Origin of the sequence: Paenibacillus xylanilyticus, assembly GCF_047246825.1 — a bacterium.
Classification (GTDB): Bacteria; Bacillota; Bacilli; order Paenibacillales; family Paenibacillaceae; genus Paenibacillus; species Paenibacillus xylanilyticus_B.
In genome coordinates this window covers 1,944,796-1,958,119 of record NZ_JBFOLB010000001.1, presented here as the reverse complement: position 1 = coordinate 1,958,119, position 13,324 = coordinate 1,944,796, and the positions used below count along the sequence as shown (strand labels likewise).

The 13,324-nt window shown below is 47.7% G+C and carries 12 protein-coding genes; 9 read left to right on the top strand and 3 right to left on the bottom strand.

Annotation, left to right across the window (positions count from 1 at the left end; translation table 11 throughout):
- Positions 1 to 154: 154 nt before the first annotated feature.
- The 9 genes from AB3N00_RS08410 (at position 155) to AB3N00_RS08370 (ending at position 9,709) form a co-directional block, all read left to right on the top strand.
- On the top strand, positions 155 to 712 hold the full coding sequence (locus AB3N00_RS08410) for a MarR family winged helix-turn-helix transcriptional regulator (protein ID WP_413034130.1): 558 nt from the start codon (positions 155 to 157) through the stop codon (positions 710 to 712).
- Positions 713 to 765: 53 nt separating this feature from the next.
- Entirely contained in the window at positions 766 to 2,214 is a 1,449-nt protein-coding gene (locus AB3N00_RS08405; RefSeq protein WP_413034129.1) for an aryl-sulfate sulfotransferase, read from the top strand.
- A 75-nt stretch (positions 2,215 to 2,289) separates the two neighbouring features.
- Complete coding sequence (locus AB3N00_RS08400) at positions 2,290 to 3,282, top strand: ABC transporter substrate-binding protein (RefSeq protein ID WP_413035226.1); 993 nt, start codon at positions 2,290 to 2,292, stop codon at positions 3,280 to 3,282.
- A gap of 25 nt (positions 3,283 to 3,307) precedes the next feature.
- Positions 3,308 to 4,084 carry an ABC transporter ATP-binding protein gene (locus tag AB3N00_RS08395; protein WP_413034128.1) on the top strand — a complete coding sequence of 259 codons (777 nt, stop codon included), beginning with the start codon at positions 3,308 to 3,310 and terminating at the stop codon, positions 4,082 to 4,084.
- A 17-nt stretch (positions 4,085 to 4,101) separates the two neighbouring features.
- Entirely contained in the window at positions 4,102 to 4,875 is a 774-nt protein-coding gene (locus AB3N00_RS08390) for an ABC transporter permease (RefSeq protein WP_413034127.1), read from the top strand.
- 229 nt (positions 4,876 to 5,104) lie between these two features.
- Positions 5,105 to 5,914 carry a DUF92 domain-containing protein gene (locus AB3N00_RS08385; RefSeq protein ID WP_413035225.1) on the top strand — a complete coding sequence of 270 codons (810 nt, stop codon included), beginning with the start codon at positions 5,105 to 5,107 and terminating at the stop codon, positions 5,912 to 5,914.
- A gap of 13 nt (positions 5,915 to 5,927) precedes the next feature.
- On the top strand, positions 5,928 to 6,506 hold the full coding sequence (locus AB3N00_RS08380) for a TetR/AcrR family transcriptional regulator (protein WP_413034126.1): 579 nt from the start codon (positions 5,928 to 5,930) through the stop codon (positions 6,504 to 6,506).
- 67 nt (positions 6,507 to 6,573) lie between these two features.
- Positions 6,574 to 8,502 (top strand): ABC-F family ATP-binding cassette domain-containing protein, encoded by a 1,929-nt coding sequence (locus AB3N00_RS08375; protein WP_413034125.1) that lies wholly within the window; start codon positions 6,574 to 6,576, stop codon positions 8,500 to 8,502.
- 196 nt (positions 8,503 to 8,698) lie between these two features.
- Positions 8,699 to 9,709, top strand: a complete 1,011-nt coding sequence (locus AB3N00_RS08370; protein WP_413034124.1) for a hypothetical protein — start codon at positions 8,699 to 8,701, stop codon at positions 9,707 to 9,709.
- Between the two features lie 96 nt (positions 9,710 to 9,805).
- Here AB3N00_RS08370 and AB3N00_RS08365 read toward each other — a convergent pair whose 3' ends face one another.
- From AB3N00_RS08365 to pepF, 3 genes are all read right to left on the bottom strand, one after another.
- Entirely contained in the window at positions 9,806 to 10,846 is a 1,041-nt protein-coding gene (locus tag AB3N00_RS08365) for a M42 family metallopeptidase (protein ID WP_413034123.1), read from the bottom strand.
- Positions 10,847 to 10,950: 104 nt separating this feature from the next.
- Positions 10,951 to 11,331, bottom strand: coding sequence for a LapA family protein (locus AB3N00_RS08360; RefSeq protein ID WP_413034122.1), 381 nt, complete (start codon positions 11,329 to 11,331; stop codon positions 10,951 to 10,953).
- Positions 11,332 to 11,466: 135 nt separating this feature from the next.
- The gene (gene pepF, locus AB3N00_RS08355) at positions 11,467 to 13,257 is read right to left on the bottom strand and encodes an oligoendopeptidase F (RefSeq protein WP_175399866.1); all 1,791 of its coding nucleotides are present in this window, start codon (positions 13,255 to 13,257) and stop codon (positions 11,467 to 11,469) included.
- Positions 13,258 to 13,324 lie beyond the last annotated feature (67 nt).

The window sequence follows — 13,324 nt, the reverse complement described above, 5'->3', positions numbered from 1 at the left end:
TATTTTAACACTCATTAAATGAACAGTGAAATAAATTGAATACAGATGCGAGCTGATTGGACCACCAAAGGCTCCCGGGACTACTCCATATGGAATGTCTTCGGGAGCCTTTTTGCGTACTGGCTAACGTTTCGGTTGGATAGGAGGAAATGAAATGAATGAGAGAGATTGGGATGCGTTGGAGAAAACGGATTGGCTGTTTCGCAAAATGGTCAGGCGATTCGTCAAGGAGCGGGATCGCATAACGGTGGAGGGCATCAGCCTGCCGGGCATGCTCATCCTGCATAAAATCATTCGAGAAGGAGAACAGCGGCTGGGGGATCTGGCTGAACAGCTCGACTTCACTTCCGGTGCCATAACCGCTTTGACTGACAAGCTTGAGAAAAAGGGGCTTACGATCCGCAGACGCAAGGAAGACGATCGCCGGACGGTCCTGCTGGACATCACCGCTAAAGGTCGGGAGATGTATGACCGCAACAGCAATATCGGTGCCCGATGTATCACGCTTCTGTTTGAGGGGTTTACGGCAGCGGAGCTGGAACAACAAAGCCAGTTTTATGAGCGGGTGATTGCGAATCTGGAAGGGTTCTCAGACACACTGCTGGAGCTGGCGGAGAGCAACACGAGAGACGATAAAGATCCGTCCGTTGACAATGACCTTGAACAGAAGCAAAAGGGGAATTCCGGGAAGAGCAGCTATCTCAGTTATTAACGTTTGACCAGCATTGAAAATCAACAAACCAATTCAAGGGAGAGATGAGAACGATGGGACACTCAACAATTTATCCAACAGGAGCAACGCTGTATAATCCTGAAAAAGCTTGGGGTGGTTACACGGTATATCAGGCAGGTGAAGAAGGCGTTGTATTAATTGATATGAACGGTAAGGAAGTTCACTTGTGGAAAGGTCTGCTCGGATTTCCGGCCAAGATTTTCCCAGGCGGTCATGTGCTGGGAAGCACAGGCAGAAGAGATCCGAAGTTTGGTATTCAGGATAATGTGGATCTGGTTCAGGTGGATTGGGATGGCAATATCGTCTGGAAATACAATAGCTATGAACATATCGAAGATCCAGGGTACGAACCATTGTGGTACGCCCGGCAGCACCATGATTATCAGCGTGAGGGCAATCCGGTAGGTTACTATGCACCAGGTCTTGCTCCCAAAACACAGGGGGGCAAGACATTGATACTGGCTCACAAAAACGTAAGCAATCCACAAATTTCGGATAAACCTTTGCTCGATGATGCCATTATCGAAGTGGATTGGGAAGGGAATGTATTGTGGGAATGGCTTCCGAACGAGCATTTTGAAGAACTTGGTTTTGATGAGGCGGCACGCAATGTATTGTACCGTGACCCGAACACGCGTTCATTTGGTCACCTTGGTGGTGGTGTAGGTGATTGGCTGCATATTAATTCGGCTTCCTATGTTGGCCCCAACCGGTTTTATGAAGCGGGAGACGAGCGTTTTAACCCGGATAACATCATATGGGATGCTAGAGAAGCCAACATAATTGCCATTACGGACAGACAGAGCGGCAAGATTGTATGGAAACTGGGACCGGATTATTCCTCTCCTGAAGCGAAGCATATCGGCACCATTATCGGACAGCATCATGCACATATCATTCCTCAAGGTCTTCCGGGTGAGGGAAATCTGCTGGTGTTTGATAATGGAGGGTGGGCAGGTTATGGTCTTCCCAATCCAGCTTCTCCATACGGCTTAAAACATGCAGTTCGTGATCATTCGCGCGTGCTTGAGATTGACCCGTTGACGCTGGAAATAGTGTGGCAATACACATCTGCCGAAGCAGGGTTTTCTGTCCCAACCGATTCGTATAAATTCTACAGTCCATATATCAGCTCCGCCCAGCGTTTGCCTAACGGTAACACCTTGATTACAGAAGGGTCTAACGGCAGATTGTTTGAAGTTACAGCAGAGCATGAGCTGGTGTGGGAGTATATTTCTCCATACAAAGATGGGCGTAATACCAATATGGTTTACCGTTCGTATCGTGTTCCATATCAATGGATTCCTCAACTGGAGAAGCCGCAGGAAGTTGCGATCGAAGCCATCGATGTATCTGCATATAGAGTGCCAGGAGCGGCACCCAAAGGCTCTGACTCTGTAGTAAATGTAGAGACAACACTGCCGTTTGTCGAAGGCGCAGCTTGTGTAGCAACATCAGATGAGGGAAAACAAGGCGGTTAAAGGCTAGCGAAGATAAAACGATCGAACGGGGTGCATATTGTGAAAAAAACAGCCATTTTAAAGGGAGCATGGATCATGCTCCTCTCCATGACATTCATATTATCCGGATGTTCTTCTAACGGAACCATATCCGAAGCGAAGGGCGGCTCCGCCAGTGATGCCGCCAAGGTCAAGATTCGCATCGCGGATACAAGCACTAACCCGACGTTCAGGGTTGCCATTGCCAAAGGCTTCTTCGAAAGCCAAGGTATTGATGCAGAGAGTATTACGTTCGGTTCACCGGCAGAAGGCGTAAATGCGCTGTTTATCAAGCAGGTGGACATTGCCTACGGTGCTGACTTCCCTGTGTTGAATGCTCTGGCCAAAGGGGATTACTCCATCATTGCTTCTGCCGGTCAGACGACGGATGAAGCAGCAGCTGCATGGAAGCTGTATGCCAAAGAGGAGATTCGGTCCGGTACCGACTTGAAGGGCAAGAAAGTGAGTTTTATTCGCGGTACATTTATTCCGTATCTGTGGGATGAGTATTTGAAGGATCAGGGACTGGCGCTTGGTGATGTAACGCAGGTTGGTCAAGGTGCCTTCGACGAATCCTATATTGCATTGAAGCAAGGAGAACTGGATGCCACCTGGGTGATTGGCTCTGCTTTAACCGATAAGTTCGATACACTCGAAGGTGTGCATCAGCTGACAGATATGTCCCAGACTCCGATAAGGCTTGGCATGGGACTGGTCGCAAGCGATGAGTTCATCGAGGCTAACCCCGAAACGGTAAAGGGTTTTCTTCTGGCACTGGATGAAGCTGCGACATATGCCCAAGCGCATCCTGAAGAGGTAGCGGATTTAATGTATAAGGAGACGAAACAACCCAAGGAGGCTACGTTGAAGGATCTTCCCATCAATCCGTGGGTCGTTGGGTTTACCCAGGAAGCCTATGACAGTTTGGCAGGACAGAAGCAATATATGGTGGATAACGGGATCATTGAGCAGGACTTCGATCTTAAAGGCAAGTTGAACCTGGAACTCCTGAAGCAGGCACTGCCCGATAAAGTGACCTATGCTGAATAACTAAAAATGAATTGGAGGTGTCCTTATGTCCTTACCAGCTGATCATCATACGATTCATATTGAACAGCTTCGAAAAACGTATAACGCCCCGGCGCATGGAGATGTGCATTATATTATCAAGGATGTCGATCTGGTCATCAAGGGAGGCGAGTTCTTCGTACTGCTTGGGCCCAGCGGCTGTGGAAAGTCAACTTTACTTAACATGATCGCGGGTTTTATCTCCAAGTCGGGTGGACAGCTTAAAGTGAATAACAAGGAGATTGACAAACCTGGAAGAGATCGTGCGATGGTATTCCAGCAGGCAGATTCCTCGCTTTTTCCATGGCTTACCGTAAGGGAAAATGTTGAATTTGGACTTCGGATGTCCAAGGTGGATAAGTCTGAGCGGCGTGTGATTTCTGATCGATATATCCAGCTCGTAGGATTGAAGGGACATGAGGGTAAATTCCCGAAGGAACTGTCGGGAGGCATGAAGCAGCGGGTTCAACTGGCACGGGTACTCGCCAATGATTCAGCGATTCTTCTCATGGATGAACCATTCGGTGCATTGGATGCCATGACCCGGAGGGTCATGCAAAAGGAACTGGTGAATATCTGGAGGGAAACACATAAGACCGTCATTTTTGTCACCCATGATATCCAGGAGGCGCTGTTGCTCGGTGAACGGATCGGAATTATGTCGGTAGGTCCTTCATCCAATATCACGGATATATATCATAATACTCAGCCTTATCCGAGAAATATGGCTTCGGCAGAGTTCAATACCCTGTATGACCGGATTCAAAGCCATTTTGAAGAATAACTGAGGTGAACTGGACCATGAAATGGTTGGAGAAAAAATGGGTGTCTGTCCCGCTGTTATGGGTTACAGTCATTCTGATATGGCAGCTTGGTGCATTGCTCTATGGACCTGACGTGATTCCTGGTCCATGGGATACGGTTCTGGGTGCTCGTGAATTAATTGCTGATGGCACGCTGATGCAATATATCGGAATCAGCTTTACGCGTGTCTTGGCCGGCTGGGTGCTTGGAAGCACCCTTGCGATTCCGGTGGGCCTTCTTATCGGCAAGGTTCATATCATTCGGCTGTTCGCCGAACCCTTTCTTAATTTTATTCGATTCATACCGCCGATCGCTTTCATCACGTTATTCCTGGTCTGGTTTGGCATTGGGGAACAATCCAAAATTGCACTGATCATGTATGCCACATTTTTCATTGTCGTACTGAATACACTGACGGGTGTCCTGTCCATTGAAGAAGATAAAATTCGATCAGCTCGCAGCATGGGAGCTAATGAGTGGCAGATATTGCTCTATGTTGTTGTTCCGGCGACCACACCATACATTTTCACTGGTATTCGATTGGCAATGGGAACTTCCTACATGGCCATCATCGGAGCAGAGATGATTGCTTCAAATGAGGGTGTGGGTTATCTGATCTGGAACTCACGGTTGTTCTTCCGGACGGACTGGATTTTTGTTGGCCTAATCTCCTTAGGTTTTATGGGTTTTCTCACGGATCGCTTATTCAACTGGTTTGGCCGCCGCGTATTGTACCGATATGGTGTTGTTGGCGGAGCGAAGCGGGGCTAAACACTTGAATGGAGTGATAGAACGAAAAACTTACCTCGTAAGGCAATTCGCAATTTGTTATATCTTATCAAGCAAACCTGATTTCGCAGCTTCCAAAGTTGCCAAATCAGGTTTTTGTTATGCCTGCTACGGGAGTTTCGGCATTGGGGTCAAACCGTGGTATAATTGAATTTCAAAAATATAATAAACGTCATGTGGACGATATATGCTGCCACATGCAGGAGAGATTATGGACTGGATTATCGGCGCCGTATGCGCTTTTATTGTGGCGGGTGCTGCCTACGCGAAGAAGTCGCTAACCTTGTCCGGCTGCCTGGCAGCTGTGATGATGGGAACGATCTATTACGGAGCAGGTAACCTGTTTTGGTTTGGCACACTGTTGTTATTTTTCATTACCTCAACGCTGCTGTCCAAATATCGCAAGGAACGCAAGCAGGAGCTTGAGAAATCGTATGCCAAGACAGGCAATCGGGATGCAGGACAAGTGCTGGCAAACGGCGGGATCGGCATGGTTCTGTGTCTGGGGTACTGGATCTTACCACACCCGGCTTGGACATATGCGTTTGTTGGAGTCATGGCAACCGTGACATCTGATACCTGGGCTACCGAGCTCGGAAGTCTAAGTCGCAAACCGCCACGTTCAGTTGTGACTTGGAAGGTGCTGACCCCTGGCGCATCCGGAGGCGTGTCATTTCTTGGTACAACGGCGGCTGCTATAGGTGGAGCGTTAATTGGAGCCGGTGCATTTTTCTTTTCATGGATCGCAGGCATTGAGACTCCTGGTCTTCTGAGCTGGACGTGCATTGGCCTCGTGGGTGGACTGGCTGGAGCGTTTGCTGATTCCTATCTGGGAGCAACGGTTCAGTTGATGTATCGCTGCACCACCTGTGGGCGCGAAGTTGAGGTCAGCGAACATTGTGGGCACAAGACAGTGCGAGCACGTGGCTGGGCATGGATGAGCAACGATCTCGTCAATGTCCTGAGTTCGGTGATCGGAGGATGTTTGGCGATCGGTTTGGGTAACATTTTGGCGCTGTAGGGAGGGAGTGCAAGTGAGCACTGTGCATGGAGACAAATCGGAGGCTATTTTGGATGCAGCTTATGGTATTTTTGGCTCAAAGGGATTTTATGAGACGAAAATGTCCGATATTGCGGACGAAGCAGGCATTGCAAAAGGCACCATTTATTTATATTTCAAAAGCAAGGAACAATTATTTATCGCCGTATCCAAACGGGATTGTAACAGTTTTATCAGCAGGCTTGATTATGCTCTGAAATCTCAGGAGAACACGGGTGACAAGCTTGGCGCCATTGCCAAGACGCACCTGACCTATTATTACGAGCGGCGCAATCATACAAAACTGTTTTTTATGGCACCCAACAATGATCCGGACTTGATGAAATTTATGAAGGCATTCATGAATGAGTACATGAGCATGGTTTGTGAGGTGCTGAAAAGTGCAAGCGTACCTGAACCCGTGCTTCTGGCTGAAGCTTACATCGGAATTTTGGACCGATTGAAGATGGATATCATGCTGAATCCGGAATTCAATGAGGAGGACCTGAATAAACGAATTGCTTTTGCAGCGGCGCTATTTCTGGACGGATGCCGTTCCTTTTTACAAGTGTAATTATCATCATGTGCGTGGAATCAAGAGAATATTGAATTTCAATTTACAGAGAAGTGGGTAACGAGCAATGAACATAATGACGGTAGAGCAAATTTCGAAAAGCTACGGCGAGAAAATATTGTTCAAGGATGCCTCATTTGGCATGGGGGATCAGGACAAGATCGGCGTCGTTGGTGTGAACGGAACAGGAAAATCCACGTTTCTGCGTGTGATTGCAGGCATGGAGCCGGCAGATGAAGGACAGATTGCGATTGGTAATGACGTGCGTATTCAGTTTCTGGCACAGAATCCTGAGTATAACCCTGATAATACCGTACTGCAGCAAGTATTTGAGGGCGATGGGCCAGAGATGAAAACAATGCGTGAATATACGGAGACGATGGAACTGTTGGAACTCAATCCTTCCGATCCAGCATTGCAAGAACGGTTATTGCGTCTGAACCAGCAGATGGAACAGCTCCAGATCTGGCAGATGGAAAGTGAAGCAAAAAGCATTCTGTCCAAACTTGGTATCCGTCAGTTCGATGCCCTAATGGGAACATTGTCCGGTGGACAGCGCAAAAGGGTGGCTCTTGCTTCTGCATTGATTCATCCCTGTGAGCTTCTCATTCTGGATGAGCCGACGAACCATATCGATAATGATTCCGTCGTCTGGTTGGAGCAGTATTTGCAAAAACGCCGTGGTGCGCTCCTCATGATTACGCATGATCGCTATTTCCTGGATCGTGTGGCGAATGTGATGCTGGAGCTGGATCATGGACGTTTGTTCCGGTATGAGGCAAACTACACCCGTTTCCTTGAATTGAAAGCAGAGCGGGAAGAACGCGAATCAGCATCGGAACAAAAGCGGCAAAATCTGCTGCGTTCGGAGCTTGCCTGGATCCGTCGCGGAGCCAAGGCACGGACAACAAAACAAAAAGCGAGAATTGACCGGTTCGAACAGCTGAAGGACCAACAAGGTCCTAATCGTTCTGGCTCATTAGAGGTTTCGGTAGGATCCACCCGATTGGGCAAAAAGATTCTGGAGATTGAGCATTTGTCCAAATCGGCGGGCGATCGCAAATTAATTGAAGATCTAAGCTATATTGCCGTACCTGGCGACCGGGTGGGTATCGTTGGACCGAACGGCAGTGGTAAATCGACATTGCTGCAGATGATCTCTGGCAAACTGGAGCCGGATGCCGGTGAGGTGGTTCTTGGTCCAACCGTCAATCTGGGCTACTTCACGCAAGAGCATCAGGAGATGAATGAATCTCTGCGAGTCATTGAATATATCAAGGAAGTGGCCGAGAATGTGCGGACTGCCGATGGGTCCCTAATCACAGCAGCCCAGATGCTGGAGCGGTTCCTTTTCACACCTGCATCACAGTGGACGCCCATCTCTCGTCTGTCAGGTGGAGAGAAGCGTCGTCTCTATCTGCTGCGTGTGCTGATGGCTGCGCCGAATGTACTGCTTCTGGATGAGCCGACCAACGATCTGGATATTCAGACGCTGGCGGTACTCGAAGATTACCTGGATGACTTTCCCGGTGTTGTTTTCGTTGTATCCCATGATCGCTATTTCCTGGATCGTACCGTGGATAAAGTGCTGGCATTCGAGGGCGATGGTGCCATTCGGGTTCATGTTGGCGACTATAGTGAGTACGCGGAATGGATGCTGAAGAATGCACCGGGAGCTTCTCAGGTGAGCGATACTGGTTCAGCAGCGAAAAAAGCAGGAACGGATGAGGTCAAGCCTGCTGCTGCCGCCAAACCCAAGCTGAAATTCAGCTTCAAGGAACAACGGGAATTTGATCAGATTGATGAGAATATTGAGAAAGCCGAAGCCAATCTTGCGCGGATTACCACTGCGATGGAGGAATCCTTCAGTGATTCAGCCCGTCTGCAGGAACTGATGGCAGAGCAGGCCGAGGCAGAGCGTCACCTGGAGGAACTGATGGAACGCTGGACGTTCCTGAATGAGCTTGCAGAGCAGATTGAGAAAAGTAAATCCTAATCGTTAATGAATAAATCGTCATCTTTTGAAATGCGGCTTGACGCTGTGTTTTGAGGGATGGCGTTTTTTATATGAAACGTTAACCATATCCATTACGTTGTACTTAATAAGTAAGCATTTTGCATAAATCCAAAGAGCGCCTTTCAATCAGCGAGATATAGATCAAAATGGTTCTATTTGTCTATATCTTGTACTCGTGAGCGAGTTGAATCGAATTATGCAAAATGCTGTGGAAATGATTCCAGTGAAGGGAGCGAACACCACATTTATGTACAAAGAACTGAATGAACAACTGGCTGTGCTCAAGGAGAAGGGGAGAATTTACGAGAAGTGGAACAATCGGCTGGAGAAGTTGAATCAGGAAGAAGCTGAGTGGCAAACGAAAGTACAGCGGCGTCTGGAACATCTCCAGAAGGAGCAGAATGATGTGGATCGGCTGAATAGCATGACGCTGTCTGCATTTTTCTATAATCTGATCGGCAAAAAGCAGGAGCGCTTGGAGAAGGAAGAACTGGAGCTAATGGAGAGTAAGGCTGAATACGATACAGCCTGCCAAATGTTAAACGACATCCATGAGCAGCGCAAGGAAGTGCAGCGCGAACTGGATGCGCAGAGTAAATATCGATTTTGGGAAAATGATTACAAGGTGTTGTGGGGCAAAAAGGAAAATCAGCTTCTGACGAACAATGATGAACTGAGGCAGTTGGCAGAGGATCTGGAGCATTTGCGCGGAGAAATGAAGGAACTTAAGGAAGCAGATCGTGAAGGTGAACGGTTACTGAGTGCACTGAATCGTGCCGGAGATGCGTTGAAGTCTGCAGGAAATTGGGGAGTTTACGACATGATGGGCGGAGGCATGATATCTACCCATATCAAACGCAGTCGTATGGATGACGCGCAATCTGCCATAACCGAAGCTGGGAGACATCTGAAACGATTCCAGAAGGAGTTGGAAGATGTAAAAATGGCTGTACACACGGACCTGGAGCTAGGAGGTTTGTTATCCTTTGCAGATTATTTCTTCGACAATCTCTTTGTGGACTGGATGGTACAGGACAAAATACGCAAAGCGGAATCCCAGGTGGAGGATGGCTTGCATACGGTTCGCCGTACATTGCATGTATTGAAAAATGAAATTCGTGATCATGAGCGAGATTTAACAGGACTAGAGCAGCGATATCTTCGGTATGTGGAGCAGGCTGACTAGGATGGGATATTCAGATAAGAGTAAAAAAAAGATGCCAGGCAGCCTGAATGAGCTGTTGCTGGCATCTTCGTTTATTATTGCGGCATGGGCGCTTGACTACTTGGTTGTGATGTATGCAGCCAGCAATCGGGCCGTATTCAGAACGGCATCCTTGTGAGTACGCTCCATGGAATGGGATGCGTGAACCCCCGGACCAATCAGCGCAGCACGAATGTTATTACCACCTCGCAAGGCGGCACTACCGTCAGAGCCGTATTGTGGATAAATATCGACTACGTAATCAAGATTCGCTTGTTTGGCAAGCTCAATCAGTCGGCTCGTCATGTCATAATCATACGGGCCAGAGGAGTCTTTGGCGCAAATGGATACATCCGTTTCTTTACAGCTGAGATCATCACCCATTGCTCCCATATCTACAGCGATCAGTTCACTGATTTCTGCCGGGATATAGGAGGCACCATGTCCAACTTCTTCATAGTTCGAAATAAGCAGAGAAATGTTATGTAGTGGCTTCCAGCCTTCCCGATGAGCTGATTCCAAGATGCCGAACAGGGCAGCAACACTGGCTTTGTCATCCAGATGACGTGACTTGATATAACCGCTTGGTGTAATTACCGCACGTGCGTCAAAAGAAATAAAGTCACCCACGCCGATGCCCAGTCCCAGAACGTCTTCCTTGGACGAGACCACTTCATCAATTCGAACTTCCATATGGCTCTCCGTACGCTCAAAGGTGCGGGCATCAGGGTAGACGTGAACAGAAGGATGCAGGGAGAGAATGGTACCGGTGTATGTCTTGCCATCACGTGTATGGATGGTACAATACTCATTTTCTATACTATGCATGGAGAATCCACCAACAGAAGTCAGCTTGAGCGTACCATAAGAAGTGATGGAACGTACCATGGCACCTAAAGTGTCCACGTGTGCACTAAGTCCAACCGTTTTGGATGAATCCTCACCAGGCAAAGTAAGTACGGCTCCGCCTTTGTTGTTTAATTCGAATGTGACATTCAATGATTTTGCTTCTTCCCGGATCATCTCCATAATGTGGTGTGTGAAACCACTCGGACTTGGAGTATCCAGCAGCTTTTTCAGAAAGGTCAAGACGTAGGATTCATTAATTGTAAAATTCATATAGAGCTTCCTCCTTAATAATGGGTGTTCCGTTAAACAAGAATACAGCCTGTCTGGTAGAATGGGTCAAACCATTCCTTATGCCAGCAGGCTGTTTCTTCTTCTTACAGCGTATCCGCAGAATTTCCTTTACGCCCACTCTGGATGGAATCCGTTTGAGCAATACTATCCGGTTCTGTCGCTCCGAATGGTTCCGTCGTTGTATAGGACTCGGGTGACGAGTAACTTGAAGTGGAGTTTTCCAATTCGGTTATACGCAGTTTCAATTGCTTGTTCTCGCGCTGCAATCGATATTGGCGGAAAATGCCATAGGATCCTACAATGATTCCACCGATCAGGGTACAGCCTAAAATCAGCAGGATTAATGGAATTTGAACCGTGTTAAAGAGCAGGTTGACCTGCACGGAATCCACATTAATTACAGCGAAGATTCCGGTAAGAAGTGCAAAAACAAGACCTGCGATGAGGGTCCATTGCATTTTCATGGTGGTGCCTCCTTGTTGAACAATTCAGGAATAGAATGCATTACCCCAAAGAAGGCGTTGTGCATCTGGCTTGATGATAAAATCCCTTGCCCATTCGGGCAAGGGATGCAGGTCACATGGAACAGTAGGGCAACCTTATTTGGTCAATTGTTCCATTTGTTCAATCAATTCTTTGAAGACACTCATGGCTTCGCGAATTGGCTGTGGTGAAGACATATCCACGCCTGCTTTTTTCAGAATATTGATGGAGTAGTCACTTCCACCACTCTTGAGGAAGCCGAGATAACGGTCTACCGCAGGCTGACCTTCTTCGAGAATCTGTTTGGAGAAGCTTGTCGCTGCAGAGAAGCCGGTTGCGTATTTGTAAACATAAAAGCTGTTATAGAAATGGGGGATACGCGCCCACTCCATCTCGATATCCTTGTCAACAGCCATGCTATTTCCATGGTATTTGACGTTAAGGTCATAATAAATTTCAGAGAGCAGCTGCGGCGTAAGGGCTTCGCCTTCTTCTGCACGCTCATGAATGATTTTCTCGAATTCTGCAAACATCGTTTGACGGAACACGGTGGTGCGGAATTGATCTGCATAGTATGTCAACAGATACAGCTTTTCCTTTGGATCCGTAGATTTGTTAAGCAGATAATCCATCAGCAGCGCCTCGTTGGTTGTGGATGCAACTTCTGCAAGGAAAATGGTATATTGTGCATCCCGATATGGCAGGGAAGTATCCGAATAATACGAATGCAGGGCATGACCCATTTCATGTGCCAGTGTAAACATGCTGTTCAGATTGTCTTTGTGGTTAAGCAAGACGTATGGGTGAGTGCCATATGCACCCCAGCTGTATGCGCCTGATCGTTTATTTTCGTTCTCGTATACGTCGATCCAGCGGTCATCATAACCCGCCTGCAAAGCATCTGCATAATCCTTGCCAAGCGGTTTCAAACCATCTTTAACGGTTTGTTTGGCTTCCTCATAGGTAATATCCATTTTATACTCATCGACCAGTGGAGCGAACAGATCGTACATATGCAGTTGGTCCACACCGAGCAATTTTTTGCGCAGATCCATATAACGGTGCAGCAGTGGAAGGCTCTCATGAATGGTATCCACCAGGTTGGTGTACACATCTGTTGGAATGTTGTCACCGTACAGGGACATCTCCATGACGGACGGATACTTGCGGACGTTGGCATAGAACATGTTTTTGGTAACGTTGGCATTTAGGGCTGCAGCAATGGTGTTTTTCTGCTTGGAGTACGTTTCATATACGGCTTTGAAAGCACGTTCACGAACTTCGCGATTGGGATTCTCCAGGAACTGAATGTAACTTCCGTGGGTAAGTTCCACTTCGTTGCCATGTTCGTCCTTGATTTTGGGAAACTTGAGATCAGCGTTATTCAGCATGCTGAAGATCGTCTGTGGTGCCTGGGACAAGTTGCCCACCTGTGCAAGCAGAGCTTCCTCCGTTTTGCTCAGGACATGCGCCTTTTCACGTTTCATCTCTTCCAGCGTGAACTTGAATGCAGACAATTGCTCATCGGCAATAAATGCATCCAGCTGATCATCCGGTAGGGAGAGAATTTCGGGTGTCACAAAGGAAAGAGCTTCGCCAACACGTACACTCAGCTTTTGCGCCTTTTGGGACAGGTTTTGGTATGTAGGATTAGCTGTGTCTTCATCTTGATGCATGCGGGCATACACAAAGAGGCGTTCAATTTTGAGACTTACCTCATCTTCGAGTTCGAAGCATGCCTTAAGAGATTCCGGCTTGTTCAGCTTGCCTTGAAATTCGGAGGCTTTCTTGGTCAGAGACGTTACTTCTTCGTATTCCTGATCCCAGGCTTTCTGATCGGCGAACAAATCTTCGAGTTTCCAGGTATGTTCAGTTGGCACCTCGGAACGTTTCAATAATTGACTCATGGGAATCCTCCTTTGATGAAGTTGATGTATAGACCAGTCTGCCCCCGGCTCGCTCGCTTGTGCGGAG